Origin of the sequence: Niabella insulisoli, assembly GCF_039652435.2 — a bacterium.
GTDB classification, from domain to species: Bacteria; Bacteroidota; Bacteroidia; order Chitinophagales; family Chitinophagaceae; genus Niabella; species Niabella insulamsoli.
In genome coordinates this window covers 3,987,276-4,012,659 of sequence record NZ_CP190246.1, presented here as the reverse complement: position 1 = coordinate 4,012,659, position 25,384 = coordinate 3,987,276, and the positions used below count along the sequence as shown (strand labels likewise).

At 43.6% G+C, this 25,384-nt stretch carries 39 protein-coding genes; 32 read left to right on the top strand and 7 right to left on the bottom strand.

Annotation, left to right across the window (positions count from 1 at the left end; genetic code table 11):
• The first annotated feature begins 159 nt into the window (after positions 1-159).
• The 16 genes from ABDK00_RS17035 to ABDK00_RS16960 all read left to right on the top strand — a co-directional run bounded on the left by ABDK00_RS17035 (position 160) and on the right by ABDK00_RS16960 (position 7,671).
• On the top strand, positions 160-942 hold the full coding sequence (locus tag ABDK00_RS17035; protein ID WP_346236126.1) for a hypothetical protein: 783 nt from the start codon (positions 160-162) through the stop codon (positions 940-942).
• Between the two features lie 6 nt (positions 943-948).
• Positions 949-1,134 (top strand): hypothetical protein, encoded by a 186-nt coding sequence (locus ABDK00_RS17030; RefSeq protein ID WP_346236127.1) that lies wholly within the window; start codon positions 949-951, stop codon positions 1,132-1,134.
• 5 nt (positions 1,135-1,139) lie between these two features.
• Positions 1,140-1,964: an HNH endonuclease signature motif containing protein gene (locus tag ABDK00_RS17025; protein WP_346236128.1), complete on the top strand. Its 825-nt coding sequence runs from the start codon at positions 1,140-1,142 to the stop codon at positions 1,962-1,964.
• Entirely contained in the window at positions 1,936-2,172 is a 237-nt protein-coding gene (locus ABDK00_RS17020) for a hypothetical protein (protein ID WP_346236129.1), read from the top strand. Before ABDK00_RS17025 ends, ABDK00_RS17020 begins: the two co-directional genes overlap by 29 nt.
• 45 nt (positions 2,173-2,217) lie before the next feature.
• Positions 2,218-2,655 carry a hypothetical protein gene (locus ABDK00_RS17015; RefSeq protein ID WP_346236130.1) on the top strand — a complete coding sequence of 146 codons (438 nt, stop codon included), beginning with the start codon at positions 2,218-2,220 and terminating at the stop codon, positions 2,653-2,655.
• Between the two features lie 48 nt (positions 2,656-2,703).
• The gene (locus ABDK00_RS17010) at positions 2,704-3,099 is read left to right on the top strand and encodes a hypothetical protein (protein WP_346236131.1); all 396 of its coding nucleotides are present in this window, start codon (positions 2,704-2,706) and stop codon (positions 3,097-3,099) included.
• Positions 3,100-3,308: 209 nt separating this feature from the next.
• Positions 3,309-4,277, top strand: coding sequence for an RNA-directed DNA polymerase (locus tag ABDK00_RS17005; protein WP_346236132.1), 969 nt, complete (start codon positions 3,309-3,311; stop codon positions 4,275-4,277).
• Positions 4,261-4,560 carry a hypothetical protein gene (locus ABDK00_RS17000; protein ID WP_346236133.1) on the top strand — a complete coding sequence of 100 codons (300 nt, stop codon included), beginning with the start codon at positions 4,261-4,263 and terminating at the stop codon, positions 4,558-4,560. The genes ABDK00_RS17005 and ABDK00_RS17000 overlap by 17 nt, the downstream gene beginning before the upstream one ends.
• A gap of 10 nt (positions 4,561-4,570) precedes the next feature.
• Positions 4,571-4,744, top strand: a complete 174-nt coding sequence (locus ABDK00_RS16995) for a hypothetical protein (RefSeq protein WP_346236134.1) — start codon at positions 4,571-4,573, stop codon at positions 4,742-4,744.
• On the top strand, positions 4,741-5,325 hold the full coding sequence (locus ABDK00_RS16990; protein ID WP_346236135.1) for a hypothetical protein: 585 nt from the start codon (positions 4,741-4,743) through the stop codon (positions 5,323-5,325). Before ABDK00_RS16995 ends, ABDK00_RS16990 begins: the two co-directional genes overlap by 4 nt.
• 129 nt (positions 5,326-5,454) lie before the next feature.
• Positions 5,455-5,886 carry a hypothetical protein gene (locus ABDK00_RS16985; RefSeq protein ID WP_346236136.1) on the top strand — a complete coding sequence of 144 codons (432 nt, stop codon included), beginning with the start codon at positions 5,455-5,457 and terminating at the stop codon, positions 5,884-5,886.
• Positions 5,887-5,903: 17 nt separating this feature from the next.
• Positions 5,904-6,083, top strand: a complete 180-nt coding sequence (locus tag ABDK00_RS16980; protein ID WP_346236137.1) for a hypothetical protein — start codon at positions 5,904-5,906, stop codon at positions 6,081-6,083.
• The gene (locus ABDK00_RS16975) at positions 6,067-6,402 is read left to right on the top strand and encodes a hypothetical protein (protein ID WP_346236138.1); all 336 of its coding nucleotides are present in this window, start codon (positions 6,067-6,069) and stop codon (positions 6,400-6,402) included. Before ABDK00_RS16980 ends, ABDK00_RS16975 begins: the two co-directional genes overlap by 17 nt.
• Positions 6,395-6,808 carry a hypothetical protein gene (locus tag ABDK00_RS16970; RefSeq protein WP_346236139.1) on the top strand — a complete coding sequence of 138 codons (414 nt, stop codon included), beginning with the start codon at positions 6,395-6,397 and terminating at the stop codon, positions 6,806-6,808. The genes ABDK00_RS16975 and ABDK00_RS16970 overlap by 8 nt, the downstream gene beginning before the upstream one ends.
• Positions 6,809-6,826: 18 nt before the next feature.
• Positions 6,827-7,339 (top strand): hypothetical protein, encoded by a 513-nt coding sequence (locus ABDK00_RS16965; RefSeq protein ID WP_346236140.1) that lies wholly within the window; start codon positions 6,827-6,829, stop codon positions 7,337-7,339.
• An 80-nt stretch (positions 7,340-7,419) separates the two neighbouring features.
• Positions 7,420-7,671, top strand: coding sequence for a hypothetical protein (locus ABDK00_RS16960; RefSeq protein ID WP_346236141.1), 252 nt, complete (start codon positions 7,420-7,422; stop codon positions 7,669-7,671).
• On the opposite strand, the gene ABDK00_RS16955 is transcribed toward ABDK00_RS16960, so the two are convergent.
• From ABDK00_RS16955 to ABDK00_RS16925, 7 genes are all read right to left on the bottom strand, one after another.
• On the bottom strand, positions 7,668-8,171 hold the full coding sequence (locus ABDK00_RS16955) for a hypothetical protein (protein WP_346236142.1): 504 nt from the start codon (positions 8,169-8,171) through the stop codon (positions 7,668-7,670). The two genes, ABDK00_RS16960 and ABDK00_RS16955, sit on opposite strands and share 4 nt — an antisense overlap.
• Positions 8,171-8,710: a phage virion morphogenesis protein gene (locus tag ABDK00_RS16950; protein WP_346236143.1), complete on the bottom strand. Its 540-nt coding sequence runs from the start codon at positions 8,708-8,710 to the stop codon at positions 8,171-8,173. The genes ABDK00_RS16955 and ABDK00_RS16950 overlap by 1 nt, the downstream gene beginning before the upstream one ends.
• A 74-nt stretch (positions 8,711-8,784) precedes the next feature.
• Complete coding sequence (locus ABDK00_RS16945; RefSeq protein WP_346236144.1) at positions 8,785-10,026, bottom strand: phage minor head protein; 1,242 nt, start codon at positions 10,024-10,026, stop codon at positions 8,785-8,787.
• 47 nt (positions 10,027-10,073) lie between these two features.
• Positions 10,074-11,294, bottom strand: a complete 1,221-nt coding sequence (locus tag ABDK00_RS16940; RefSeq protein ID WP_346236145.1) for a phage portal protein family protein — start codon at positions 11,292-11,294, stop codon at positions 10,074-10,076.
• A 10-nt stretch (positions 11,295-11,304) separates the two neighbouring features.
• Positions 11,305-11,778, bottom strand: coding sequence for a phage protein Gp36 family protein (locus ABDK00_RS16935; RefSeq protein WP_346236146.1), 474 nt, complete (start codon positions 11,776-11,778; stop codon positions 11,305-11,307).
• A 16-nt stretch (positions 11,779-11,794) separates the two neighbouring features.
• Positions 11,795-13,366, bottom strand: coding sequence for a phage terminase large subunit (gene terL / locus ABDK00_RS16930; RefSeq protein ID WP_346236147.1), 1,572 nt, complete (start codon positions 13,364-13,366; stop codon positions 11,795-11,797).
• Positions 13,363-13,791 (bottom strand): hypothetical protein, encoded by a 429-nt coding sequence (locus ABDK00_RS16925; RefSeq protein ID WP_346236148.1) that lies wholly within the window; start codon positions 13,789-13,791, stop codon positions 13,363-13,365. Before ABDK00_RS16925 ends, terL begins: the two co-directional genes overlap by 4 nt.
• A 44-nt stretch (positions 13,792-13,835) precedes the next feature.
• Between ABDK00_RS16925 and ABDK00_RS16920 the strand changes: the two genes are divergently transcribed.
• The 16 genes from ABDK00_RS16920 to ABDK00_RS16845 all read left to right on the top strand — a co-directional run bounded on the left by ABDK00_RS16920 (position 13,836) and on the right by ABDK00_RS16845 (position 25,384).
• Positions 13,836-14,924, top strand: a complete 1,089-nt coding sequence (locus tag ABDK00_RS16920; protein ID WP_346236149.1) for an HK97 family phage prohead protease — start codon at positions 13,836-13,838, stop codon at positions 14,922-14,924.
• A 49-nt stretch (positions 14,925-14,973) separates the two neighbouring features.
• Positions 14,974-15,891 carry a hypothetical protein gene (locus ABDK00_RS16915; protein WP_346236150.1) on the top strand — a complete coding sequence of 306 codons (918 nt, stop codon included), beginning with the start codon at positions 14,974-14,976 and terminating at the stop codon, positions 15,889-15,891.
• A 79-nt stretch (positions 15,892-15,970) separates the two neighbouring features.
• The gene (locus ABDK00_RS16910; RefSeq protein ID WP_346236151.1) at positions 15,971-16,306 is read left to right on the top strand and encodes a hypothetical protein; all 336 of its coding nucleotides are present in this window, start codon (positions 15,971-15,973) and stop codon (positions 16,304-16,306) included.
• A 49-nt stretch (positions 16,307-16,355) separates the two neighbouring features.
• Complete coding sequence (locus tag ABDK00_RS16905; RefSeq protein ID WP_346236152.1) at positions 16,356-17,549, top strand: DUF2586 family protein; 1,194 nt, start codon at positions 16,356-16,358, stop codon at positions 17,547-17,549.
• 37 nt (positions 17,550-17,586) lie between these two features.
• Complete coding sequence (locus ABDK00_RS16900) at positions 17,587-17,997, top strand: hypothetical protein (RefSeq protein ID WP_346236153.1); 411 nt, start codon at positions 17,587-17,589, stop codon at positions 17,995-17,997.
• 27 nt (positions 17,998-18,024) lie between these two features.
• Positions 18,025-18,345, top strand: coding sequence for a hypothetical protein (locus ABDK00_RS16895; RefSeq protein ID WP_346236154.1), 321 nt, complete (start codon positions 18,025-18,027; stop codon positions 18,343-18,345).
• A gap of 247 nt (positions 18,346-18,592) precedes the next feature.
• Positions 18,593-20,548: a tape measure protein gene (locus tag ABDK00_RS16890; RefSeq protein ID WP_346236155.1), complete on the top strand. Its 1,956-nt coding sequence runs from the start codon at positions 18,593-18,595 to the stop codon at positions 20,546-20,548.
• 1 nt (position 20,549) lies between these two features.
• Entirely contained in the window at positions 20,550-21,098 is a 549-nt protein-coding gene (locus ABDK00_RS16885) for a DUF6046 domain-containing protein (protein ID WP_346236156.1), read from the top strand.
• Complete coding sequence (locus ABDK00_RS16880; RefSeq protein WP_346236157.1) at positions 21,088-22,041, top strand: hypothetical protein; 954 nt, start codon at positions 21,088-21,090, stop codon at positions 22,039-22,041. Before ABDK00_RS16885 ends, ABDK00_RS16880 begins: the two co-directional genes overlap by 11 nt.
• Positions 22,041-22,544 (top strand): hypothetical protein, encoded by a 504-nt coding sequence (locus tag ABDK00_RS16875; RefSeq protein ID WP_346236158.1) that lies wholly within the window; start codon positions 22,041-22,043, stop codon positions 22,542-22,544. The genes ABDK00_RS16880 and ABDK00_RS16875 overlap by 1 nt, the downstream gene beginning before the upstream one ends.
• Positions 22,545-22,550: 6 nt before the next feature.
• Positions 22,551-22,772, top strand: coding sequence for a hypothetical protein (locus ABDK00_RS16870; protein ID WP_346236159.1), 222 nt, complete (start codon positions 22,551-22,553; stop codon positions 22,770-22,772).
• A 2-nt stretch (positions 22,773-22,774) separates the two neighbouring features.
• Positions 22,775-23,086, top strand: coding sequence for a hypothetical protein (locus tag ABDK00_RS16865; RefSeq protein ID WP_346236160.1), 312 nt, complete (start codon positions 22,775-22,777; stop codon positions 23,084-23,086).
• Positions 23,073-23,348: a hypothetical protein gene (locus tag ABDK00_RS16860; RefSeq protein WP_346236161.1), complete on the top strand. Its 276-nt coding sequence runs from the start codon at positions 23,073-23,075 to the stop codon at positions 23,346-23,348. The genes ABDK00_RS16865 and ABDK00_RS16860 overlap by 14 nt, the downstream gene beginning before the upstream one ends.
• Complete coding sequence (locus ABDK00_RS16855) at positions 23,348-24,229, top strand: hypothetical protein (RefSeq protein ID WP_346236162.1); 882 nt, start codon at positions 23,348-23,350, stop codon at positions 24,227-24,229. The genes ABDK00_RS16860 and ABDK00_RS16855 overlap by 1 nt, the downstream gene beginning before the upstream one ends.
• On the top strand, positions 24,219-24,716 hold the full coding sequence (locus ABDK00_RS16850; protein WP_346236163.1) for a hypothetical protein: 498 nt from the start codon (positions 24,219-24,221) through the stop codon (positions 24,714-24,716). The genes ABDK00_RS16855 and ABDK00_RS16850 overlap by 11 nt, the downstream gene beginning before the upstream one ends.
• On the top strand, positions 24,713-25,384 hold the full coding sequence (locus ABDK00_RS16845; protein WP_346236164.1) for a hypothetical protein: 672 nt from the start codon (positions 24,713-24,715) through the stop codon (positions 25,382-25,384). Before ABDK00_RS16850 ends, ABDK00_RS16845 begins: the two co-directional genes overlap by 4 nt.

Sequence of the window (25,384 nt, the reverse complement as noted above, 5' to 3'; positions counted from 1 at the left end):
TTACCACTTGTGCCAGCACTGGCACTTGCAGGCTATGCCTTGCTTGAAAAGAACAGGATTGAGCGCCGAAAGCGGCGTTTTCCGACAGCTACAAAGCGCAAATAGCGCCTTTTTGACAGAAAAAAGATAGTTGCAAACGTGTAAATGATTGATAATTAAATGACTGTATCGAAACTTGTTAGAGAAATTTGGGAACAACCGAAAGGTAAAGCAGAAGCGGGTGGCCGGTTAGTTGATTTGCCGGAAAAGCCACATAAGAAAAAGAAAATCAAAGCATTACGCCCTTCGGATATACTCAATAAAAAACGGACTATTTATGATTTTGAGGGCCGCTTTTTGGACAGTTTTGGACGGCCTGAAAAGCATGCGAAATGGTTTATTACCGGGCCTTCATTTTCCGGGAAAAGCAGCTTTGTTTTTACCCTGTGTGATTACCTGGCTGATCATGGGTTGATTGATTATAACAATCATGAAGAGGCCGGTGGCGACGCACAAACTGTGGCGGATAAGATCGAAAAGCACGTGCGCCCGGAGGTACGACATAAGATAAGGCTTTACAAGGCTGCGATGGAAAGCGATACGCACGAAACGATGCTTGATCGAATGATGAAAAAAGCCAGCGCAGATTTTGGCGTGATCGATAGCGTTCAACATGCGGAGCTATCAAAACGGCAATACCTGAATATGACTGATAAGCTGTGTTCACCGCGCAAAGGCAAGTCGCTCATTTTTATCAATCACTGGATAAAAAACGATTACACCAAATTCCTAAAACACGATTGCGATGTCAAAATTGAAGTGATCGGTTTCGTGGCTTATGTGGAAAGCCGGTACGGAGGCAACAAACCTTTTGTGATTTGGGAGCAGGGAGCAAAAGATTATTGGCGAAAAAAATATACACAGGTGATACGCGGTAAATACTGGCCGGGTAAGAAAAAATAAGAAACTATGGCTTGCAATAAAAAATCATTCACGAAAGCCGAGGCGATGGCAGCGCTGGGAGCCATACGCCGGGGAAAGAAGCGGACATCGAGAGATAACCGCCCCAGCAGGGCCTACTTCTGCAAAAACTGCGAAGCCTGGCACCTTACAAAAATGACAGTTAAGGATTTTTATAAGAGTAGAAAAAAGTAACGGTTATGGCAGTATCGAAATTGACCGAAGCAAATAAAGCTTACATCGTAGCCAACCGGCTCAGCAAAAGCGCAACACAGATGGCTCTGGAGCTTGGACTTGGAAAGTGGGTGGTTGTGAAATTTTTAAGGAAGGAAGGGCTATCGCTTTCACGTGAACAAATAAGAAAATTTGCGGCTCTGAGCATGACAGGGAAAACAACATTTTCCCTTACAGAAGATGCTTTTATCGGCGATCACTATCTAATCCTCCCTATAAAAAAAATAGCTGCGAAGCTCAATCGGAGTTATACAGGAATAATGGGCCGGATTGCGGCACTTGGCTTAGAAATCCCGGATCATATAGTAGATATGAACACAGCAGCAGGTCGGCTAAAAACTGGAAACATTCCACAAAATAAAGGGAAGCGATGGAGGGATTATTTGACTAAAGAAGCGCAGCAAAGGGCTTCGAGAGGGTGGTTTAAAAAAGGACAAACAAATTATAATGACTGCGGTAAAGACGGCACTATACGGGTCAGGCACAGCGTACCATCCACAGGTGGCAAGCCTGAAAAATTTATACGTATAGCCAAAGGCAAATGGAAACCACTCCGCCACCATGTTTGGGAGCATCATCACGGCCCTATACCCAAAAAGATGATTGTTGCTGTGAAGGATGGTGACTCTTTAAATGTGGAGGATATAAATAACCTGGAGCTAATTACAATGGCTGAAAATATGAAGCGAAACACAATCCACAATTGGCCGGAGGAAGTAAAAGATACTATCAAATTAAATAACAAATTAAAAAAAGCATTACATGAAAAACAAGCTAAGCGATCTAAATAACCACCTGTTTGAACAGTTGGAAAGGCTGAACGATAACGAGCTTTCGGGAGAGCAACTTGCGGCTGAAATTGAACGTGCAAAAGCTATGAGCGGCATTGCTACACAAATAGTAAACGGAACAAAGGTGGTAGTAGATGCCATGAAGCTGGTACACCGCGGCGACGCGCCATCGGTAATTAATAAACTGCTGGGTGAGGGCCTTAGCTAAAAAAAATGACCACTATAGACTTTTATAAATCTAAAAAACAAGACAATGAAGACAGTAGAATTAACAAAGGAAAACGCAATGGCCGCATATAAAAATGGCAGCCAGGATCAAAAGCAGCTACTTGCTACGCTCTACCCCGATTTGTTCGGCAGTATTATCAATCGGATAAAAACAGTTGAAGATGCCTGCAAAGAGTTAGGCATTGACTTCGATGATCTTTTTGATGACTGCGAAGATGAAATTGACGAGGCCGAAGTAGCTATAAAGACATTTGCGAAAGCACTCCGGGAGGGCAAGCCAGTAAGCGAATGTTTTTACTATCCGTATTTCTACACTTCCGGTGGCGGCTTTTCGTTCTACGTCTGCGGCCTCGTCCGCGACTGCTCGTACGTCGGGGCCCGCCTTCGAGTGGATTCCGCAGAAAAGGCCACTCACATGGGCAAGTGCCTCCTGGAATATTATAAAAAATACCTCAAAGGGTAAATCATCTTTTTCGAAACACAATTTTTCACCATCACAATTAATACAACAATGGAAATTACACAAAAAAGCAAAGATGCATTTGTAGCAGCCGCTAAGAAATTAAGCATAGCGCCGGAGCTGCCCGATGTTAGCAAGATGCGCCCTGACCTGGGCTTGTATATAACAGCCGTAGCGATGCTTGCGGTTATACTCGAAGCTGAAAAGGACGGTAAAGTGCATGACATTACAAATCACGATGTATATAAATACGAACCTCTTTTCATGGCAGAGGAAGGATATGAAGCAGGGTCTTCCGGTGGCGGCTTTTCGTTCGACGACTTCGTCGACGGCCGCGCCTGCTCGGGCGTCGGGGCCCGCCTTTCATCAAATAGCCGGCAGGAGTGCGAAGCAAATGCTGAAGCTTATCCTGATCTGTGGGAAATCTTCATCCTTAACGTAAGGTAAAATAAAAAGGTTGTGTGATGCTTTCCCTTTGAGTCTTCCAGTGGCGGCTTTTCGTTCAACGACTACGACAACGACCACGACTACTCGAACGTCAGGGCCCACCTTTTTTACACATGCATCACAAACCCTGCCTCTCGGCAAAAAAACACATTTTTTAAAAGGGCGTTGGTACCGAAAGGGAACGCGACCTGTTAAAACTAAGGCTTTAAATGAAACGCATAGGCAATATATATGGCAGCATTTGCAGCATGGAAAATCTGGAACTGGCAGATGCGCTGGCGCAGATGGGAAAGCAAAAACAGTACGGTGTAATTTCTTTCAATAAGAACAGGGACGCCAACTTACAAGCCCTCCATGAAATGCTTGTAAACAAAAAATATACAGTGCCACCCTACAGCATCATTACCATATATGAGCCCAAAGAGCGGGAAATATATCGGCTTCCTTACCTGCACAGAATTGTACACCACGCTGTAATGAATGTAATCGCCCCTTATTTGATGGCAATGCTAACGGCGGATACATACGCCTGTGTACCAGGACGCGGCGTTCATAAGGCTGGTGAAGCGATTAGACGCGCGCTGCTTGATGAACAGGGTACAAAATATTGCCTGAAACTGGATATAAAGAAGTTCTATCCGTCAGTTGACAACGAAACATTGAAGCTACTGCTGCGTCGCAAGTTTAAAGACGTGGACTTTCTGTGGCTGATGGATGTAATTATCGACAGCGCACCCGGCCTGCCGATCGGCAACTATTTATCGCAATGGCTGAGTAACTTTTATATGACAGGGTTTGATTACTGGATTAAGCAGGAAAAAAAAGTGAAGTATTATTTCCGGTATATGGATGATGTAGCAATTCTGCATAGTGATAAAGCAGCCTTGCACCAGTTGAGAAAGGATATTGCTAAATATCTTGAAAGTTCACTTAAGCTCGAACTGAAAGGCAACTGGCAGGTTTTTCCAATTACAAACGATATAGGACTTGATATGCTGGGTTATGTGTACTATCGAAATTATACGCTGCTTCGCAAAAGGAACAAGCAAAGCCTTGCACGAGCTGTAAAAGCCAATAAAGGCCCTCATAGCCTCAATGGTCACTTAGGATGGGCCAAACACGCCAACACCAAACACTTAATCAAAAAACTATTTAAAGACGATGCACAGTTTTTCTGACTTGAACATCCAGCCCACGTATAACAGTTTTCAGGGCAATAAAATTGACATTGACGATCTATTAAACAAAAAAATAACGGTACATGCCTATAAAATTGGAGATAGTAAATATGAGCGTGGTAACGGTAAATGCCTCACTATGCAAATTACAGTTGATCAGGAATTGCGGGTCGTATTCAGCGGCTCCACTCACCTCCAGCAAACCATAGAGATGGTGCCAAAGGACAAATTCCCGTTTACTACCACGATTATTAAGAAAAACAAATGTCACCAGTTTACCTAAAATGAAAGCAATGCGAAAAAATACAGATCAACTTAAAAGTTATACGATGCAGATGTATAAAGGCTACTGCATTGAGTTTGTAAAAGGCTTCTGGAAAATTGTAGGCAGTATAGCCCTACCATTTGTCAGCCTCGAAGGAGCCAAAGCTTATATCGATTCACTCATTATTAAATACAAATCATGATACTACCTTTTAAAACGAACTGGCCCGCGCACATGGGCGATATGGCCAGCCAGCCAACCTACTTTATTCAAAAGATTTGGGAAGGATTTTTTTTTCATGAAATACTTCCGACGGATGACTTAGAGGTATTGCAATTGAAATTTATAAAAGATCATCGATCAAAATTTGGCCAGTCCTGGGATTTAATACCGGATGACTCATCCCGATTAAAATATCCCAAAATACATACAATACGTGAAGACGGAAACGGACGCTGGAAGTCGGGTGTCAATATCGACTACTTTATCAATAGCCGTACAAAAAATATGTTTCGTTTTGCGCCAAATATTCCTTGTGTAAGCACCCAGCAGCTTTATATGCTTAAGGAGCCAATGGGATTAGATGAAAACGACAATGTTAATGAATGGGGCGTATTTTTTAAAATTGATGATAGAGTATTGGATTATAATGAAGCAGAAGAGCTGGCACTAAATGACGGTTTTGATAGCCTCGAGGCATTCTGCCAATATTTTGACCCTATACTGGAGCCAACAAAACAAAAGTCCCTCACATTAATACACTGGACAAAATTCAGATACTGATGCGCATTTTAAATATCATATTTAACCATGAGGTATGGTGTCTATGTGCAAAATGTGAACATTGGTTTGACATGCGCTGGCACCGAAATACCTGCCCGAAATGCGGCCACAATAATTAAAGACATTTACATGAAACGTTACTTTTTATCATCCCCTAAATTAAATGTATCAGCTGAGGTATGGTATAACGAGCGTGGGCTTTTGGCTCGCCTCGATTTGGTGAATTGTATTATGGATACCCGTCAGCTGAATTACTTGACCTCTATCGTAGGCATAAATGAATCAGACTTTACTGAACGCTCCAAAGGCTCACTGTTTGCAGTAAGAAAATTGGATGTTGCGGTAATGGTTGAAGAGTTTCTGCATGTTTACCCATACGCGCGTAATAGTCATTTAGTAAAGGATTGGTGGCCGAAGCAGGTAGAAGGTTTACGCATTAGAGTGTATTTCGCTGCTTTAGATTACCGTGAATATTGCGATCGCAATCCTCGATACAAACCGAAAATAGCGATGCAGTGGCTAAAGGACAAAGAATACTTGAATGATTGGAAGAACTTATAATCTTAAAATAAAACTTTATGGATAGTAAAACCACACCCACAAAACCGATTCAATCAGAGCCGCCCAAACCATTTACAGTGGCGCAGGTGCGCGAATGGACAATGGACGTCGCTGTAGAGCGTATTTCTTTTAGCCGGTTCGTTGAAATACTTAACGAAAGGGCTTTTAAATTTTATGCACATGAAAAAAATCATTAACAAACTGATGTTAAGGCTTGGATATATACCCAAAAGGCAAGCATATCCAACCTTCCCGCCAGCGCCTGTTCCATTTTTTGAGACATCGTTGCCAGTCAAGGAAATTCGATCGAGTGTTCAATTATTTCCGGCGGAAGGGCCTGAGGTTTTTGAGTCGCATCGTATTAAAAGTCAAATCAGACATGCTAAAGAATCTATATTAAGCCTTGCTCACGACTTTATAGAGGAGACGCGATACATAGATGAACGTTTAGAACGTGAGGAAGTTAGGTTTAGCTTGCGTGTAGTGCAACCAGAAAAATCAAAATCAAATGAATAATCCAGCAACTACCCAACAGAAATCTGCCATCGGTGCAATTTGCAGTCGCCTGGGTATCGATAAAGAACAAAAGGCTGACCTGGTAAGGCAATTTAGCTACGATCGTACCGACACCAGCCGCGAGCTCACTGTAATCGAGGCCCGCGCCATGATCGATCACCTGAGCCGACAGGTAAAACCCGACGCCAGGCGCGAAAAGATGGTTGGTAAAATCTTTTACTATGCGCATGAGCTGGGCTGGGTAAAGAAAAATAAAGAGGGTCGTATCGTGGCAGATGGACAAGCTGTAGACGCCTGGATGCTGAAATACAGCTATCTTCATAAAAAATTGAATCGTTACAATTTTGAGGAACTGCCAAAACTGGTTAGCCAGTTTGAGGCTTTTTATAAATCAACTTTAAAATAAATACTAAAACTAAAAAACATGAAAAAAGAACTTACGCCAGAACAAATGGAAAAAAGAAAAAAAGTAAACAGAAAAATTTGGCTGATTGGAATAGCAGCATTGATTTTAATAGGGTTTATTGGTCAAAAATTTGAGAAGAAAAGCACTGCCGTATCTCCACAAAGTGTTTCAGAAAACACGCAGACAACACAAGAAACATTCAATGCATATACTTATGAGCAAAAGCAACATTGGATAAAAGAGGCAATTAAAGGTGGCGCATCTAATTTGGATTTGCATGATGCCGAAGCAAAAATTGCGCGCATGATAAAACAGCAGTTTAGTTATCCTGAAGAAGTAAATTTGGAAAATTACCCATTGTTTATGTATGGGGATGTCGTTGAAGCAGACATGGGCTATGTATTCCTGCGCGGTAGCGGAACGGCAAAAAACGCCTTCGGAGTTAAGTCGCGATTCGCATACTCTGTAAGAACGGTCGTTAAACCAGATACTTTGAAAATTGATGATGTTTCTGTTTCTGAAATGAACTAAATCGTTGCAATAAGCTAATTAAAAAGACCGGTTCACGCCGGTCTTTTTTTATGACAATATGTCTTATCTTTGTGTGACAAATGGCATACACCCGACAGAATTATATCAAAAAGCTGCGCTACATCGTTGGTGTGTATAATGAGCATAAACACCACGATGTGCCGGATACGCATATCGTACGCCACATTTTTCCTAAACACAATATCTTTCTTTCGTACCGTGCCTGGATGAATATTAAAAGCACACCGCTGACGGCTGCCCGCCCCGCAAATGAAAACCAACTGGCTCTTTTTGCCCCCGGCCCATCAGCCCCGGCTGTTTGTTACCGTTAAATTTCTTTTGGAGCCTCTACTATTAATTCTAATGCCGCAGGTACTTTAATTGTAGGCTTTACGGAATCAGTATCCTGTATTTGGCAGGTGTAGGTGATTAAATGCTGCCTAACGCCGTCGTCTCTTTTTACCCTCTTAAAGATTGTCCGGATAAGGGAGGAGTAGTGATTGTGTCCATGCCAGCCATGCAGGGCAATATGAATACTTTTTATCAGTTGCAAGTAGTCCGTTTGCTTTTGCTTTTGTCCCGCAGGCGCTTTACTGCTGCTGTTCGTGAGTTTAATATCTGCCACGCTGATTGTGATGGTAGCCTCGCCCAACTGAGAGTGGCGCCCGGCATTGCTGTATAACACGTGGTTGATATCGATGAGCGCACAAGGCCATTTTACCGGGGGATTTGGGCTGTAATCGTCCAACTGCCCCCAATCTTCATCCACGTATTTTAAAGCCGGAATTTCGGCTGACAGGCGGTTTTGAATGTCTTTAATAAGAATGTCCATTATTTGCGATTTTTAAGTGCGTTGTAAAGTGACGCCTCCAATTTGTTTACATGTTCGTCGGTTATTTCCTTTATCGTTTTATCAACCTGCGGGTGCGAGCCAATAAACTGTCGTTTAGGAATTTTCATTTTGCTGCCAACCTTCATTAGGGCGAGGCTTTTCCACCTGGCTGCTTCTTGGGTAAGGGTTATGGCTCTTTTACTTTTGCCTTTGCCGGCTGCGCCGCTTGCTTTATAATACATGGCCCAAAAAAAGCGCTTCATTTTGGCGGTTACAGTTATTTCACCGCCGTTGTTGTGCAGTATTGCATCAGGTCTGCTACTTGTCCAGCTAATTGAATCATCGCTTACCTGGTTCTTTACGCTTCTGCGCAGGCCACCGCTGCGCATCATGAGGCTGCCTTTACTATTCGCCCATTTTGTCGCTTTCCAACTTTCATTAAAAAAGCCCTTTCGCTCAAAATTGCGATCAAATTCGTCGGTAAGTTCTACCGATATATCTTTTACAAGCGCTCTAAAAAACGTCTCAAATGAGGCCATGTTTTAAAATAGTTGTATATTTGTATAGCCGGTGACGCTTCCCCGATATGTATTTCGGGTGTTTGAACAACCGGCTATTTTTTTGTTAATCCATCAAGCACCTTTTCTCCGTCCGAAATTGAGTATAGTATTTTCTCTTTTCTTACATTTTCCCTTACAATCAGCCAGCTTTTAACTTCACTAAACTTTACTTCAAGTATATGAGACCTCACCGTATCGTTTATTTGTTTTTCCCGAGCGCCCATATATTTAGCGCTATCTAATACTGTTTGAAGATTTTCTAAAACATACCGTTTTAAACCGGGTGCGTAAAACGGTTGGTTGGTGAATTCATCTATGCTTCCGCCGGTCAGCTTTATTTCGCCGACCTCTTTATGTGTAAAAATTAAGTTGCGTAAATTGCTTTTAGCCCACTTCTTTGTGTCTTTAGCGCTGTAGTTTGCGTACTGTTCCTCCTTCAGCCTTTTTTGCCATTCGCATTTATCTCTCTCGTTACTCAACACAATCTTTGCCAGTTCTATGCTTCCGGTTACATTCAGTTTCTTGCCGCACTGCTGCGCATAGTATGGGTGCTTTGGTGGAAATATTACCTGCGCTTTTGCCGGGTTGTAGCGGAACATTTCAGGCACCGCAGCTTTACCAGCAGCATTGGCGGCTTCGGTATCCGTAACCGGGTATTTACCTTTACGCACCTGAACAATATTGCAGCGGCAGCGCCAGTCAAACGGAATCCAATGTGTATCCCAAAACGGGTGCGAAAATGGAAGTGTTATGTTGTGAAGTACTGCGTGGCTATCTCTTACTTTGTCATCTTGTGCCGTTCGTATTTGCAAATCATAAGCGTCTCCGTCTTTTTCAAACTCGAGATACTTGTCCAACGCCTGGCTGGTGCCAACGGCCTGTAAATACTCCGCTTCCAGGTAGTGTTCGTTGTTGACTTTATTTAGCTGTGTTGCGTCCTGTAAATATTTAGGCCACGCTTTAATCCTGCCATCCGCATCAATTAGCAATGATGATAGCTCTTTTAGTTCAGCGTATGTTTTCATGCCGGAAAACACAAACACATCCTGCTTTATCTTGCTTAGCATGGTGGCGGGTACTTCGTGCGTAATGCCAGTGTTTACGGCATCCTGCAAAGCGGCATTAAGGGCTTTGTGCAGCTCTTTAACCGGCTTATCGTTGTATGCGAACTGCTGAGTGTCATGAATATGTTTTGCTGCCGTATTGTAAGCGCGTTTAGCACGCCTCATTAATCGCCTCAGCTTATCGCTGCCAGCAGAAAGCTGCGCAATGTTCGCGGGATACAGCTGCTGCAAAAATCCGTGAAATTTATCGAAGCTCAACGCCCTACCGGTGGCAGGGCCTACACGAAAAAATCAAACGAAAGGTTTTCGGTTTTATCCTTTTCCTTTTCGTTGCTATCGGTTGACGCGGTTTTATCACCGGTAACTTCAACGCCAAACTTTTCCTTTATCCAGGCATTATCAATTTGCTTGAATGGTAATAGCCCGGTGGTGAATTTAAAAAGTTGCTCAACATCCTCCTGCGGGTCAAACTCGAATTGAACATCACCATTCAGCCAGCCTATTTTTTGCAACGCCGGTATTACAACAGCGTTCCATTGCTGCTCAACTTTCTCCATATCTGCCTGCACCAACTGCCAAAGAATATCCTGAGCGCTTTCATCTTTGCTTCGGTTGCCGTTTTTAGTGTCCTGGCCTATAATGGCCCCGCTGATCGCCATACTTATTTCGTTGTTACACAAGTTGATCAGCTCGCTATATACTTCACCTTTCGTTGTTACGGCGTTGGCCCACTCGAAACTTTCGTTGGTATCAATGATAAACCAGGCGGCTGCGCCCATTTGGGTCATCATTGTTTTTGCGCGGTTGAGCATGGAGGTGTCGCGTGTGTTGGTTTTCATCACACGGGGTGGAATGCCGTAAATTTCGCATAGTTCAGACCAGCAGCTTTGGGCAAACTTTTTCATTAGTACATGTGGTACCACCTTATTTAGTAAGCCTAATTCCTGTCCTGTAAATTCGAGGATGTATTTACCAAACTCTGGCAGCTCTCTGAATTTAACGGGATTGGTTTCCTCAGAATAGTTCCGGTAAAAAGTTCCCGTCTGAGGAATAATATTGGTGCGAGGAAGTGTTATGCATTTCAGATCATCTTTGTTTCCTGAAAGTTCTACCACAGAATACCAAAGCATATCCGCATCTAAAATGCTATTGGTGATGTCGCGATAAAGAGCCGATTTTTTTAGCTTATCGGTTTGCTCTTCATCCAAATCGCCTTTCCCATTTTTAAGACTGAACGAGGATGTGAAAAGCTGCTGCTTGCGGTTTTGCAGTTGAGAAAAAAGCAGCGCGTCATTTGCGACCTGGGAAAGTAGCAATTGTAAAGGGTATGTTTTAGGCTCGCTGCTTAACGCCATGTTTTCTGCCTCCACCCAGCTTTTAATATCGCTGCGCATGCGGCTTACGCTCTGTAAATCCCAGGGCAGGACACGGCCTGCCATTTGCTTTTTAAAGTCTTCATTTGCGCCCAGTTTTACTATTCTGCTTTTTTTCCTACTCATTATAAAAAGTTTACTCGTGGTTGAATTTTGGACGGCTTCCCCAAATAGCTATGCCACCGTCGTTAGGGTCATCTGTATCAGGGTTTGGTGCCGGTGGCGTTATTACAGGCAGGGAGCCAATGGTAACATCTCCTTTTGCAACCATTTTTAAATAAGCAACACTCCGGTCGTAGCGCTCTTTTACCTGCTCGTAAATAATATCGGGGTTCGCAAGCAGAATGATCCACCATTTCGCAATTGTTTTAGTGTGGGCTAAAATCAATGCGTTTCGCTCCACACCTGCTGCATCGAAAATCGCATCTACATCGTAGCGCAGCCGCCCGTCGTCCCATTCCTTTTTTCTGTTGCCCGTCAGGTAGCTACGCACTTCATCCGTTGCTGCACTAATTGCATTTACAACGATATTGTCGTCGCCGTCTGTTATTTGATCGACCTGGTACTCGTAGATCGCGTCTTTTAGCTCATCTGCTGTTAAAAAAGCCATTTAAATTCGTTAATAATTAATAATGGTGGTTTACTCTTTGTCCGAAAGCATACTGGTGTCCTTTGGGAACGGTATAAGCATTCAAAATGCTGAATGCGCCATGAAGGGCATCCGGTCCGTCATCGTGTGCGTTGCTGCCCTTTTCAAAGGCAAGTAACTGGCTTATAAGCTCCTGTTGGTCTGCATTTACTTTTACTAATTCGTTGAAAAAAACGTTGCGCCTCTCAAAAAAACCAGACATGCTTTCGATACGATCATATTTGTTTTCCTTGCCGCGTTTGCTTGCCGCCACCGGGATATAATAGCCGCGTTTATCGCCTTCGGTATCAAAGTCATTCACGAATTCATCCATCGCAAACAACCCTTCTATGATGTAATTGATAGCGTGATTTTGCAGCTTGTATTTTTCATACACATCGTATAGCCAGGCGGCGCAATCTGCCCGGCTTTTTTGTCGCACGTAAGAAAGCAGAATGTGAAATTCGCGGCCTTTTTTGCCTACTAAAATGAGGGCCTTGTAATCAGCCTGCGCTTTATAAGATAGATCACCGTAAAAGCATAAAGCATCGTATTGTTTTAACGCCAGCGGTTTTGAAAACTGGATATCATCAAATTTGAAAATTTTGCCTTCCTCTACGTGAGTGTTCATGTATTCACGCATAAATGCTCTTTTGGGCATGTCTTCATACTTCTCTTTCCAGTATTTGGCAGTGGTTTTTTCGGGCCATTCCGGCGTAAAACTCACCAGGTCTTTCACTGCATTAACCGTAATTACCTTGTAAACGGTGCTGCTTTTTTCCTTCCGTTCTTTTCGCTTTTGCAGTATCTGCAAAAAGTAAAGTTTCAGTCGGTTGGTGATGCTGTTCTTGTGGAAATTATTGTTGGCGTAGACAAACCGCTCACGACTGTTCTCGCTCGAATCAAAGGTTCCCCAAACATCCTCAGTGAGGTACTCAACACCCTCTCTCATTAGCCTGTCATTGTTAACATGCCTTCTATTGTCAATATCGTCGGGAACGATGTAATCTGGCCGTTCCGCGCCTTCCCTTGCACCTCTGGGGCTTTGACCAAACCCAATCGCAGTAAACTTCACTCCGTCGGTCGTTGTAAAATCACCCTCCGCCCAGTCACCTTGTTGAAATTTTTGGCCGTAGTCATTTTTTAGGCGATTGTTATGTTGCAGCTCTGCTTGAATACCACTCAAAAGCTGGTTTGCCTTTTTCTCATTCTCGCCAATAAGTAACATAAACTTTAAATCACTTTTAGCTAAGTATAGATGTAATGGTATGCCTAAATCAATGTGAACAGATTTAGCAGCCGATCGAAACCACTCAGCTATTATTCGAATACGTTTATTCTTAATAATTTGATTTGCTAATTCAATGTGAAACCAAGCGCATTTGCTTTTTGCATAGTTTGGAAAGTAATATTCAAACCACCGTCCGTAATCCCCTTCCAGCCATTTCATGCGCTTTAGCTTCTCTTCCGGCGTCTCATGTATGTTAATACTGGTAGCCTGGGCAATGCGAATGCAATGCTTTTCATAATCTGCCAGCAGCTTAAAGTATTTCCTATTGTCTATACTCACGATTCGAGGCTTATGCGGTACTGTAAAAATTGTTTGTGAAATGCGGTGCATTCAAGGGCAAAAGCAGGATCAACCTTGCTTATAAAGTTGTCAAGCTCCTTTAGCATTTTAGCGACAACGGTAGGGTCTAATTTGCTTTCGCAGCGGTTAAGTGCGGCCATCAGTTTACTGATACCGTCTGGCTGTAATTTAGCGGGGTTGCCTTGCGCTACACTTAGTAGCTCATCCTGTAGAAGCTGTTTGATTTTAACCGGGCTGGCATGATAGTCGCGCCGTGCGCCCTCCCAATCATCTGCTTTCTTCCACACAGAAATGGTTTTTGCGCTGACGCTATAAAGCTCCGCAACCTCCTCCTGAGTAGCCTCGAAATTTTGTACATAATAATCTTTAGCCAGTTCTTTTAACCTGTCTTTTTTTAATCCCATCGGTACCGTTTTGTACTACAAAACTGGCTTCAAAATCACCCTTTTTGAAATACTTGCGCAAGGTCTGCACACCTTTTTGCCAACGCCTGAAACCCGCTCTATGTTTGTGTTCCAGAGCGATCATTCAAAAAGTATCAATGTCAAAATCCTTCATTTTTAATGATGAAAATGTTTACAACACCTACGGGTTTAGAACTGCTAATTCCGGGATAGCTCTTTCCAGATTTAAGGAAAATCCGGTAATGCTGGACGGGCATTGGGCAGATACGCAGAATGTGATCGGTCGTTGGGAAGATGTAGCCCTTTCAGATGCGCATTTAACCGGACGCCCGGTGTTTGATCTTGAAGATGAGCGGGCAAAGAAAATATCGGGTAAAGTAGATCGGAATTTTTTAAAGGCCTGTAGCATGGGCTTGCTTTTCAATCCCGAACACATGCAACGGGAACCAAACGGCAAATGGCTATTAACACAATGCGAACTGTTAGAGGTTTCTATCGTTGCAATTCCTTCCAATGCCAGCGCCATCCGGCTGTATGTTGAAAAAGATGGCGATTATCAAGTGCTTTCCGAAGATGAGATCAAATTATGCCTTAGCGGCATTCATGTCGATACAAACTTTTCAAAACAAGAAAATACAATGAAGAAAATAATCTTAAGTGTCGCCAGTTTAGTGGCGCTGGGCTTGGATAAATCAATTACCAACCCGTCCGAGGGAGTCGATGAGAACGTTCTTAATAACGCCATCGGCGATCTAAAAAGCAAATTAGATAATTCGGAACAACAGCTTAGTGCTGCTAACCTGGCCCTTAAATCATTGAAAGACGCGGCGCTCGAACAAAAGAAGCTGGCAGCGGAAAAGATCGTTGACGATGCAATCAATGCTGGAAAAATTGACGCAACTGCTAAGGCCGACTGGTTGAAGCTCGCAACGGACAATGAAGCGCTTGCCACTTCCACATTGGCAGCTTTACCTGCGAAAACAAACCTTTCCGGTCAGGTTAATAACCCTGCACCAGGTACTACGGGTGAAGTTAAAACGATGGAAGATTTCCAAAAGCTATCGCTTTCTGCTCAAAAATCGTTTAAGGCTGAAAAACCTGAAGCTTACGCCGAGCTGGTTGCAGGGATGTAAGCAGCGCCTAAACTTAAAACCAATATTCAAATAAATAAACTAAAATACAATGGCAGGCAATTTTCCTGAAATATGGCTCAAACGCGTAATTCGCATGATGGAGCAGGCGTTAAAAGCGCCCTGGTTAGATGGCATCGGTGAGGTGGAAGGCGACGTGATAGAGCTCGGCGCTGGAACTGAAACTGAAAAGAACATCATTCATGTACCCTTGAGCACGTTCGAGCCCGAAGTGTTGGTTAACAACACAACCTATCCCATTGACGCGGTTGAGTACACCGACGACAATGCAACCCTTCAGCTGAATAAGTTTCAAACCGAAGTGACGACGCTGAATGATGACCAGGTTATGGGCGCATCGTACAACAAAATCGACGAAGCAACAAAATCGCACATCCGCGCGATTACCAAAAAGAAGCTGGGAATGGCCATCCACGCAATGGCTCCAGCGTCTCATACTGCTGCTACGCCTGTATTGCGTACCACTGGTGAAGCTTTCGGTGGTCGAAAAATGTTGATTTACGAAGACTTGGTTGCGCTTAAAGATGCGTTCGATAAGGCGGGTATAGATGTGGAAGGCAGGCGTCTTGTGTTGTGTACGGATCACTGGAATGACTTGCTGAAAGATCGGAAAAACTTTGGCGATCAGCTGGTGAACTATAAAAAAGGCGATCTCGCGCCTAATATCGCAGGCTTTGATATTTATCAGTATATCAATATGCCGCTGTACACGTCCGCCGGCGCAAAGAAAGCTTTCGGAGCGGCACCCGCAGCTGGTGATTACGCAGCCTCTGTTGCCTACCACGAAAGTAACGTAGGTAAGAAAACAGGTAAAACAAAACAGTATTTCCTTGCAGCAGCGCTGAATCCTCGAAACCAAAGCAACGAACTAAACTATCGCCATTACTTCATTGTGATGCCCTTTGAGAACAAGGCTATCGGGGCGATCGCTTCGGATGCAGCAGCGTAATTGTGTGTGGGGTTCGATATAGGGTGTAGCCCGTAAGCTGCACCCTTATAAATAGATTCCTTAATCAAAACATTTGGAAATGTCTAAAAACATTCAATCATATTTTAAAGATTACCCGGGCCGTGATAAATGCTATGAAACTGCCGATGGAATAATCTTCCACGAAAAAGGTGACGCAAATATGCACCAGTCAGAAACGCTTAAAAGTAAAGAGCCGGTTAAGGTTCATTACCGAAGCAATAAGCTGACAGAGGTAGAAACAATAGTGCCGGAGCCCCCTATCGGTTCTGAAATTACTATTCCCCCCGCAGTTACAAAAAGAGAGGAAACTGCAAAAGCGTCCAAAAAAAGTGCTCCCAAAAAATCTGCCCCAAAGAAAACAGACGATAAGGAATCCGGCAAGGCAAGTGAGTAACAGCGGCGCATTAGATTAACCAAATTTCAACAATCAACCTTTTAGTAAAATGGCTTTACCTCGCGTAATTATACAGTTTGAAAACGGGAACCTGCGACAAACCGTGCCATCGCCAGATGGTGTGGGTGGTATTGTCTGTACGGGTGTTGCAGTTGCTGGGAAATTTAACCTTGCTACTGCCTATTCTATTCGCCGCTTTGAAGACCTTGAAACATTAGGCATTACAGCCGACAACAACCCGGAGATTTTTAAAATTGTCAGCGAATTCTATACTGAAGCTGCCATCAACGTAGAGCTATGGATTATGGGCCTTGCAGATACGGTGAAGCTCAGCGATATGGCTGATCAGGCGCAGGAGTATGGTAAAAAACTAATTAATGCTGCCAATGGGCGTCTCCGCTGGATTGCTTTTAGTCGCAAACCAGCGGCGGGGTACACCCCGACCATTACCGACGGATTGGACGGGGACGTTTACACTGCTATGACCAATGCCCAAGCGCTTTGCGAATGGGCGACTAACACAAAATATGCTCCCTTGTTCGCAATAATCGAAGGTGCAGGGTTTAGTGGCACGGCTGCTGATTTGGAAGCAATTAATACCGGAACCGATAACCGCGTAGCCGTATTAATCGGCGACACCGTTGCTGATAGCGACAAAGCTGCCGTTGGACTGGTTTGTGGACGCATAGCTGCTAATCCGGTACAGCGCAATATTGGACGTGTAAAAGACGGCACAATTGCCGCTGCTGCATTATACATTGGTGCGCTCACGGTTGATGCCTCGGATTTTGAAAGCATTCACGACAAAGGCTTTATAACTTTTCGCACGATCGTTGGCCGCAGTGGCTACTATTTTAGCGATGACAACCTGGCTACTGTTGTATCGGATGATTATAATCACATCACAGCGCGGCGTACTGTTGACAAAGCTTATCGCCTGGCGTATGATACCATGATCAATGAATTATTGGATGAGGTCCCTGTGAATGCGGATTATACCCTACAGGATGGTTTTATAAAAACATGGCAGGGTAACATACTAAGCGCTATCAGCCAACAAATGACGGCTAATGGAGAATTAAGCGCTGATCTGCAAAATGGTGACAGAGGCGTCCAGGTTATCATTGATCCCAACCAAAACGTTGCCAGCTCTGGTAAAATTATGGTTCGTGTAAGGGTTCGCCCTTTTGGCTACGCAAGATACATCGACGTTTATCTGGGGTTTCAGGCGGTACCGGTATAGCAGTTAATTAATCAACTATTCATCAAAAAGTAAAACAATGTTCGATTCTAATTTATACGGCTGGGTTGATTTATCGCTGATACTTGCAGGCCGCGATGTAATTGAAATTACGCGCGTGAAGTATGCCCGGAAGGCAGATAAAGAGGGTGTATATGGCAAAGGTGGCAAGCCCCTGGCGATAAAACGGGGGAATGACAGCTATGATCTTGAAATAGAAATGCTGGACGGCGGTTATGATCTTTTAGTGGCGGCATCGCCGATGGGAGATATTACCAGGTTAAAGCAAGTTACGGCAGCTGTAACATTTGGCAACCCTGCCGAAGGTCGTCCGCCGCGTACTGCAACAATCATCGGCATCTCTTTTACCGAAGGAGGTAAAGAAGTAGCACAGGGTGATAAAAGCGTTAAAGTTTCGCTTCCTGCCATCGCAATGGACATTATAGAGTAACAAGTTTTCTTAATATAAACACACACAATGGAAAATGTAATTAAAGGCGCTGATATCAGCGCAGAACAGGTGAAAAAATGGAAGCAACAATACGGGCTGTTAGGGAAGTTTAAGGTGATTGAGGGTGGAGTAGAAAAAATCACTTTTGTCAGAAAGCCCACGAATAAAGAGATAGACTTTGCGAGTGCCAATTTAACCCGAGGAATGCTTACACAATATGGTATCACACTTTTCAATACTTGTAAAATAGGGGGCGACGATATCACTACCGAAGAGGGACTTCGTACGGTTGGTCAGAGAATGAATGAAATGATTGAGGCCGCTGAAGTAGAATTTGAAAAAATTTAGCGGATGCCCGTTACGGCATTCGTGTTCCCGACGAGCCAACGCAAACAGAAACAATAGGGAAAGAATTGTCCTACGCCGATTGGTGTGAACATCATAAAAAACGGATCGATGAAAGGCGGAAGATGTTTTCATTGATCCGTTATTATTTTAATGTAGAACCATACAATCTACCTGTGCTTCAGGTTTGTCAAATGTGGGTTGATTTAGATTGGATAAGAACAACGCAAAAGGATATGTCTGAAAAATAATGAAGCATTTAGAATACATATTGTCGCTCAAAGATCGCATGACTGGTGTACTTCAAAAGGTGACCGGAGGCTCAAATAATGCCAGCGAATCGATTTATAAGCTTCAACATAACGTGGAGTACCTCGACAATTCTCTCAAAAAAGTTGCAGGAGTTAATTCAGCCGGACAAAATATTCATCAGCTTCAAAAACAAACCGACGCGGAGCGACAGAGCGTGACTCGCTTAAATAAAGAAGTTGATCAGTTGGACAATTCTTTACAACGAGCATCATCTGGAGGTATTTCGACCTTCAAGATAGCAATGGGTGGTCTGGTCGCTTTTGCGGCTGCACAATTTGCCATGTTAGGCCCCCAGCTGATGGGCGGAATGTTTGACGGTTTAGCACAGAGGCAACAAGATATTGCGGGGTTGGAGACGTTTGTCGGCAATCAAGCAAGGGCGGTATATGATCAGATAAATTATGACGCTATTGCGACGCCGTTTGAAACTGATTCATTGCTTAATGTGAATAGGGCGCTGATATCATCCGGACTTTCGGCAGTACAGGCCAGGAAAGATGCGTTAAACCTCGCCAATGCTATTTCAGCGGTTGGTAAAGGCGATGCTGAATTATCAAATATGGCTTCTAACCTGCAACAAATAAAAACCGTTGGGAAAGCAACGGCAATGGATATCAAGCAGTTTGGTTTTGCGGGCATAAACATTTATGAGTTGTTAAGCCAGTCAACCGGGAAGTCGGTTGATGAAGTGCAGAAAATGGAGGTTACTTATCAACAGCTTTCCGATGCATTGGAAAAGGCCGCAGGAAAAGGCGGAATTTATGAGGGTGCGTTGGAACGGCAAGGGAAAACGATGGGAGCTCTTTGGAATTCTGCAAAAGAAATCATTGGTAAGTCATTCACTGATTTCGGTGAAAAAAATAGTGAATTCTTTGAACGAGCTATTTCATACATACAACGTTTTGGTGAAAAAATGCCTGACTTACTCGATAAATTACAGCCGGTCTTTAATGTGCTCGGCAGTCTGTTTTTCGGGCTAATTGATTTATTGGCAATTGTAGGTGGATGGTTCAATTACTTATACGAGGAAATTGAAAACGGAAACCCAATACTAACTGGCTTCGTGGCGCTTGTTGTTACGATAACTGGCACTATGCTCATTTATAATACTATAATGGGTGCGGTAAAATTGGCGACATCTTTATGGACGGGTGCACAGTGGCTTTTAAATGCCGCCTTAGCAGCTAATCCGATTGGCGTTGTCATCGCATTAGTTATCGCCTTGGCCGCAGTGATAGGATACATTATATATCGGTACGATGGCTGGGGAGCAGCTTGGAGCGCATTAGTAACTTACTTAGAAGAAAGCTGGAATTTGTTTAAATCATCCTTTTATTTAACCTGGTTGAATATAGAAGATTTTTTCCTTTCCGGTATCGATAGGCTCAAGTCTGCATGGTACAGTTTCCAAAGTATATGGAATAAAGACGCTGCGTCGGCTGGTTTGTCTGCGCTTTCTGAAAGTGCTAAAAAACGCGCTGAAGAAATAGCTAAGGCAAGGGGTGAGGTTAATAAATTTCAAGACCAACGAGAAATTGCGTGGGGTAAAATTCAGCTTAAAGATACAGGCATAGGATTTACTGAGTTCGCAAAAAAAGCGAAGGATAAAATAATGAGTTCTGTCATGCCGGAAACTCCGGTAAAGACTTCATTTGCCAGTGATGAAAATAAGCCTGGTGCAAACGCTGCCGCAGCCTCAGGCCGCGCAAAAGCAAACGAAGCTGTTGCCACAGGCGGTACCCGAAACACAACCATACATATAAACATAGGAAAGCAGATTGAAACATTAACGGTGCAAACCGTGCAGGGTGTGAAGGAAAGTGCGACACAGATACGCGATATAATTGTTGACGAAATGACCAGGGCGATACAAATGAGCCAGGCACTTGCATAAAATGAGTTTTATATTAAAATTAAAAGACATTTTGACCGGACGGCCTTATGAGGTTGAAGGTATTGAGGAAGCAAACAAAAAAGAAGTGTATGCTTCCATGATGGGCGTACCGATGGCAATGCCGTTGAAGATAAAAAGGAGGACTGCGCCTGAATCTGATTTTTGGCTACTCCCCTGGGAACCTTACATAACGGTCGATGGGAGGAATATCATTGTAAAAAGAAATGTTGCAAAGGCAAAGAATACCGGCAGCATAAAAGAGCGTTGGAGTCAGGACGACTATGCGATCACGATAGAAGGATATTTTATGAACGCTGAAAGTGCCATTTATCCTAAAGCAGATATTGAGCGATTAAAAGGCATTTGTGAAGCAGCCGAGCCAGTAGATGTGATTTGCGACCTGTTCGAAGCGCTCGGTATTACGGCAATGGCAATCGAAGATTTTAGTTTCCCTTTCACCGCCGGAGAAGCAAATCAGGATTTTACGATTAAGGCTTCGAGTGATAAAGATTGGCAGTTATTAATTGAGGAAAATAAGAATGTATCATAAAATCAGTTGGCAGATTAATATAGGGGCCTACCGGCTTGGTTTGCTCGATAGTGTTGAGATACATAAAAGCGTTGATCTGCTGGCTGATACGTGTATTATAAAACTTCCCGCAAGCGTGTTTAACTACACGCTTAACGTGGAAGATAAAATAAACCCAGGCGACAAGGTAAAAGTGCAGTTGGGATACGACGACAATTTAAAAGACGAGTTTGAAGGATACTTGCGGCGGATAGACACAGACGATGGTTCTTTGATATTAAACTGTGAGGATGATTTATACCTGCTTCGAAAGCCGGTAAAAGACAAAGAGTTTAAAGGTGTGGGCCTGAAAGATATTGTGCAGTATGTGTTAAGCGAAACCGGCGTTGCATTAAAACAAAATGTAACGCTGAACATAACGTATGAAAAGTTCGTGATTAATGCTGCGAACGGGTATGATGTTTTGCAAAAGCTACAGGATGAAACGAAGGGGAATATTTATATCCGTGATGGGGTTTTAAACGTACATCCGCTTTACACCGAAAAGCATGGATATGTGACATATTCATTTCAGCAGAATATAGAAAGTAGCGATTTAAAGTATCGCACTAAAGAGGACAGGCGCATTGAAGTGATTGTTGAAAATACAGATGCTAAAGGCAAAATTATTGAAGAGCGGGCTGGAACAACCGGCGGCGAAAAAGTTACTATAAAAGCTGGTGGAATGACAAAGGAGGGCATGAAGCAAAAGGCCGAAAACGAACATCGTCTGCGCAGTTATAATGGGTATGAAGGAAGCATTACCGGATGGCTGATCCCCTACGTGGAACCAGGCATGAGCGCGAAAGTAATTGATGAAGATTACCCTAAAAAAGATGGAAGTTATTACGTGACAGCGGTAACGACAACAGTAAGCAGTTCAGGAGGTGTTAGAAAAATACAGCTCGGTATAAGATTAAACTGATGGACAAAGCCAGAGAGTTACACGAAGCGTTGAAAGGTGTGGGCCGGTTTGGCTTGCAGGCTACTATTATCGCTGCTGAGGTGATTAGTGTGGATGGAGAAAGCTGTAAAGTGAAAGTGAAAGATTTGGAATTATCTGACGTTCGGCTTAAAGCTACCATCAACGGCGAAGCCAACAAAATATTGGCATTACCGAAGGTAGGCAGCACTGTTTTGATTGGCTCTTTGACCGGCGACATGCGAGACCTGTGTGTTTTAAGGATTGATGAAGTTGAAAGGTTGCAGTACGAACAGGAAGGGCTTAAAATTGAAGTAGATAGCATTACAAAAAAGGTGTCGATAGAGAACGATAGCGTGAGTTTGAAAAGCCTCTTTGATGATTTGGCCGATATTATAAAGACGCTGAAACTTTTTACCGCCAACGGCCCTACGAATGGGCTTTTGCCGGACAGTTTGTTAAAGGTTACTGAATTTGAATCGAATTATAATCTTCTTTTAAAGTAAATACAAATGGCATTAAATAAAGCGGCATTAAAAGCAGCTATACTGGGTTTGATGACTGACATGCGGAGTCGTGAAGAAAATAGCGACGATGAATATGCAGAACGGCTGAGCGATGCTATTGATGCATTTGTTAGAACGGGCGAGGTTCCGGCGGGCATTGCGGTGAGTACAACAGGTTCGGCAACCTCGCAGACGGGGACGACAACAAGTACAGGAACAATTGTATAACAATGAGAGGCATAGGCATACAACTAAATGAATATTTTGACTTGAAGTTGAACGCGGTGCGCGGCGTGGATGGCAAGTTGCTGGGTTTTGTTTTGGCTGAAACAACAAATCAGAATACAGCTTTGATTTTAGCGCATCAGCCCGGCCAGTTTAAAGATGCGCCGACCCTCGGTGTCGGCCTCGATAACAGTTTGCTCGATCACGACTTTAACGAATGGAAGCGTAAGATACGGGTAAACTTAGAGCAGGATTTGCAAAAGGTGAAGAGCATTGAATTTACAAACTCGGAATTAACAATCGATGCGGAGTATTAAAGCGGCAAATAAACAGGAGGTTATTGATTTAGCGATGCAGGGCAGCGGCTCTATTGATGCCGTTCTCGATATGTGTCTAAAAAATGACACATCGTTAACTGAAGATGTAACAAACGGGCAGTCTTTTTTGACGGCTGATATGCGAAACAAATTCGTAACGCAGCATTTTGAAACGGAGAGGGTAAAGCCCTCATCTGCTCCAGGCGATTTGCCGGACGGGATAGGATTTTGGATTATAGGACTTGATTTTAAAGTAAGCTAATGGCAAGGACGAAGACAGAGATAAAGAAGCAAATGACAGATTTATTTATACAAAATGAATCTGTGCAGTTGGCTTATGGGCTTGACGTAAATAAAACGTTTGATCAAGAATTTAGCGCGGCCAGTATAGAAAATATACTGTTTGAAATTTTTTCCTTCTGCGGATGGTGGATTGAAAGCATTCTCGATCTTTTTCGCGCGGACGTCATCGATTACCGTACAAACCAATCACCGTTCACCACCCGCGCAATTGTTCGCCTGGCAAAAGGGTATTTGCATGGTTATACGCTCGATGGTGAGACGGACAAGTATGACACTTCGGCTTTGACGCCGGAAGAGATCGAAGCGGCCAGCATCATTATGCATGCGTCCTGCTCACAGGCGCTTGATGGGTTTGGCAAGCCCTACCTGAGGTTGAAAATGGCCAGCGAAACGGACGGCGATCTTAGGCAATTGACAGAAGGTGAAATGACCGGCTTTACAGCTTATTTAGATGTTGTACAGCCAGCAGGTGTAAAAATCGTAAAGGAAAGCAACGTGCCGGATCGCATCCGTATGGGTTGGAAGATCTACTATGATCCGCTGATTATAAATGCAACCGGCGATCGTATTGACGGCAGCGCTACAGACGTAGCACGTGCCGCAATTAAGGAGTACCTAACGCAGATTGTTTTTAACGGCACATACGCGCCCCAAAATCATGAAGTTTTTGTGAAGCAGATTGAAGGTATAAGTCTGTGCCCCATCCAATATGTACAAACAAAATATGCGCTTTTTGAATGGGTAACTGTGATAGACGTGGCCACGCCCGACGCCGGCTATTACCGTTTTTTGGATGACAGTGATCTTGTAATTGAATACATATCGTTTAATGAAGTTTAATAGGAAAATATACGACGTTGATCTGAACAGGCTGATGTATCAGCTTGTGCCGGTTCGGCTGCGCAAAAGCCGATTGATGGCATTGTTGCGCTCGCTTTTGTCGCCGATCGGTTTTGTATATGCTTCCTTTATGAATTTTAAGATCGAAACAGAACGAGAGCTGACGATCACACCGCAAGTGTGCTATCTGCAAGCCTTCTTAAATGATAACTATGATTTTGACCTACGCCGGATTCGCATAACAGCACCGGATTATTTCGATACTGCTGTGTTTTACCTGGTTGTTGAGGATAAACCGATAACGATGCCGCTACAAAGTGAGGGCGGGGCGGCTCCGGTACTGTACCGTAAAGCTGAAAGCGAAGCCCAGGGCGTTGATTTTGTTGTAAAAGTACCGGCAGATATCATACTAAATGAGCAAAGAGTTAGGGCGCAGGTAGATAAATATAAAACTCCAACTAAAACGTTTGAACTAAAATACACATGAACACTTTAAAGTTAGACAACGAGGGCGGTTTGCTGTTTTATCAGGATGTGCTGGCATTTATGCAATCGGGCATGAAAGCCGCATTGACGGGTATCTGCAAGGCCATTGGCGATAATGTGATTATATCCGGTTGTGAAATTACAGGCGGTAATATTTCTGCCGGGTTAATGGTAATCGGTGATGAAATTGTCGCTTTTTCCGGCGGGGTTAATGGCGGTTTCGTGGCGGTGGAAACGAATACGGTAGATGCCATGTACGAGGATGAAGTACCCCGGCCACTTTATCAAAGTGTAACAGCAGTTCCTGCGGGCGCAGGCATTCCTATTGCCAACTTCGTAAGAATAAGCACGCTCAGGCATTTATCCAGCGATCAGGGTTTTATACTGCCGATTGCGAAGTATGAATTTGACAGCGGCGCTTTGGCCTATCCCCATAGCTCATCGCCACTCAACTTTGTTATCAATCACAATAAAGACATTGAAGGCAGGTACTATGTGGTGCCGGTGTTTTACGTGTCGGTAGTTGGTGAAACTTTAGTTGAATCCATCCGCCCGCCCGTTTGGTACACAATGGCTATAGATGAGAATAATATATACCTGCAAATGAGCTCCGACGGCTTTACTAACCTACAGCGGTTACGGGTATTTTGTTTGTTTTATAAAGCATAA

What these genes read in the sequence shown, in the direction of transcription:
- ABDK00_RS16885 (WP_346236156.1), top strand. Translation starts at nt 20,550, where the DNA reads ATGAGTTTTATATTAAAATTAAAAGACATTTTGACCGGACGGCCTTAT.
- ABDK00_RS16965 (WP_346236140.1), top strand. Translation starts at nt 6,827, where the DNA reads ATGAAAAAAGAACTTACGCCAGAACAAATGGAAAAAAGAAAAAAAGTA.
- ABDK00_RS16845 (WP_346236164.1), top strand. Translation starts at nt 24,713, where the DNA reads ATGAACACTTTAAAGTTAGACAACGAGGGCGGTTTGCTGTTTTATCAG.
- ABDK00_RS16910 (WP_346236151.1), top strand. Translation starts at nt 15,971, where the DNA reads ATGTCTAAAAACATTCAATCATATTTTAAAGATTACCCGGGCCGTGAT.
- ABDK00_RS16880 (WP_346236157.1), top strand. Translation starts at nt 21,088, where the DNA reads ATGTATCATAAAATCAGTTGGCAGATTAATATAGGGGCCTACCGGCTT.
- ABDK00_RS16990 (WP_346236135.1), top strand. Translation starts at nt 4,741, where the DNA reads ATGATACTACCTTTTAAAACGAACTGGCCCGCGCACATGGGCGATATG.
- ABDK00_RS16850 (WP_346236163.1), top strand. Translation starts at nt 24,219, where the DNA reads ATGAAGTTTAATAGGAAAATATACGACGTTGATCTGAACAGGCTGATG.
- ABDK00_RS16900 (WP_346236153.1), top strand. Translation starts at nt 17,587, where the DNA reads ATGTTCGATTCTAATTTATACGGCTGGGTTGATTTATCGCTGATACTT.
- ABDK00_RS16925 (WP_346236148.1), bottom strand. Translation starts at nt 13,791, where the DNA reads ATGGGATTAAAAAAAGACAGGTTAAAAGAACTGGCTAAAGATTATTAT.
- ABDK00_RS17020 (WP_346236129.1), top strand. Translation starts at nt 1,936, where the DNA reads ATGAAAAACAAGCTAAGCGATCTAAATAACCACCTGTTTGAACAGTTG.
- ABDK00_RS16855 (WP_346236162.1), top strand. Translation starts at nt 23,348, where the DNA reads ATGGCAAGGACGAAGACAGAGATAAAGAAGCAAATGACAGATTTATTT.
- ABDK00_RS16950 (WP_346236143.1), bottom strand. Translation starts at nt 8,710, where the DNA reads ATGGCCTCATTTGAGACGTTTTTTAGAGCGCTTGTAAAAGATATATCG.
- ABDK00_RS16995 (WP_346236134.1), top strand. Translation starts at nt 4,571, where the DNA reads ATGCGAAAAAATACAGATCAACTTAAAAGTTATACGATGCAGATGTAT.
- ABDK00_RS16875 (WP_346236158.1), top strand. Translation starts at nt 22,041, where the DNA reads ATGGACAAAGCCAGAGAGTTACACGAAGCGTTGAAAGGTGTGGGCCGG.
- ABDK00_RS16915 (WP_346236150.1), top strand. Translation starts at nt 14,974, where the DNA reads ATGGCAGGCAATTTTCCTGAAATATGGCTCAAACGCGTAATTCGCATG.
- ABDK00_RS16905 (WP_346236152.1), top strand. Translation starts at nt 16,356, where the DNA reads ATGGCTTTACCTCGCGTAATTATACAGTTTGAAAACGGGAACCTGCGA.
- ABDK00_RS16960 (WP_346236141.1), top strand. Translation starts at nt 7,420, where the DNA reads ATGGCATACACCCGACAGAATTATATCAAAAAGCTGCGCTACATCGTT.
- ABDK00_RS16895 (WP_346236154.1), top strand. Translation starts at nt 18,025, where the DNA reads ATGGAAAATGTAATTAAAGGCGCTGATATCAGCGCAGAACAGGTGAAA.
- ABDK00_RS17005 (WP_346236132.1), top strand. Translation starts at nt 3,309, where the DNA reads ATGAAACGCATAGGCAATATATATGGCAGCATTTGCAGCATGGAAAAT.
- ABDK00_RS16865 (WP_346236160.1), top strand. Translation starts at nt 22,775, where the DNA reads ATGAGAGGCATAGGCATACAACTAAATGAATATTTTGACTTGAAGTTG.
- ABDK00_RS17030 (WP_346236127.1), top strand. Translation starts at nt 949, where the DNA reads ATGGCTTGCAATAAAAAATCATTCACGAAAGCCGAGGCGATGGCAGCG.
- ABDK00_RS16975 (WP_346236138.1), top strand. Translation starts at nt 6,067, where the DNA reads ATGAAAAAAATCATTAACAAACTGATGTTAAGGCTTGGATATATACCC.
- ABDK00_RS16985 (WP_346236136.1), top strand. Translation starts at nt 5,455, where the DNA reads ATGAAACGTTACTTTTTATCATCCCCTAAATTAAATGTATCAGCTGAG.
- ABDK00_RS17025 (WP_346236128.1), top strand. Translation starts at nt 1,140, where the DNA reads ATGGCAGTATCGAAATTGACCGAAGCAAATAAAGCTTACATCGTAGCC.
- ABDK00_RS16935 (WP_346236146.1), bottom strand. Translation starts at nt 11,778, where the DNA reads ATGGCTTTTTTAACAGCAGATGAGCTAAAAGACGCGATCTACGAGTAC.
- ABDK00_RS16940 (WP_346236145.1), bottom strand. Translation starts at nt 11,294, where the DNA reads ATGAGTAGGAAAAAAAGCAGAATAGTAAAACTGGGCGCAAATGAAGAC.
- ABDK00_RS17000 (WP_346236133.1), top strand. Translation starts at nt 4,261, where the DNA reads ATGCACAGTTTTTCTGACTTGAACATCCAGCCCACGTATAACAGTTTT.
- ABDK00_RS16955 (WP_346236142.1), bottom strand. Translation starts at nt 8,171, where the DNA reads ATGGACATTCTTATTAAAGACATTCAAAACCGCCTGTCAGCCGAAATT.
- ABDK00_RS16980 (WP_346236137.1), top strand. Translation starts at nt 5,904, where the DNA reads ATGGATAGTAAAACCACACCCACAAAACCGATTCAATCAGAGCCGCCC.
- ABDK00_RS16890 (WP_346236155.1), top strand. Translation starts at nt 18,593, where the DNA reads ATGAAGCATTTAGAATACATATTGTCGCTCAAAGATCGCATGACTGGT.
- ABDK00_RS16860 (WP_346236161.1), top strand. Translation starts at nt 23,073, where the DNA reads ATGCGGAGTATTAAAGCGGCAAATAAACAGGAGGTTATTGATTTAGCG.
- ABDK00_RS16970 (WP_346236139.1), top strand. Translation starts at nt 6,395, where the DNA reads ATGAATAATCCAGCAACTACCCAACAGAAATCTGCCATCGGTGCAATT.
- ABDK00_RS17010 (WP_346236131.1), top strand. Translation starts at nt 2,704, where the DNA reads ATGGAAATTACACAAAAAAGCAAAGATGCATTTGTAGCAGCCGCTAAG.
- ABDK00_RS17015 (WP_346236130.1), top strand. Translation starts at nt 2,218, where the DNA reads ATGAAGACAGTAGAATTAACAAAGGAAAACGCAATGGCCGCATATAAA.
- ABDK00_RS16870 (WP_346236159.1), top strand. Translation starts at nt 22,551, where the DNA reads ATGGCATTAAATAAAGCGGCATTAAAAGCAGCTATACTGGGTTTGATG.
- ABDK00_RS17035 (WP_346236126.1), top strand. Translation starts at nt 160, where the DNA reads ATGACTGTATCGAAACTTGTTAGAGAAATTTGGGAACAACCGAAAGGT.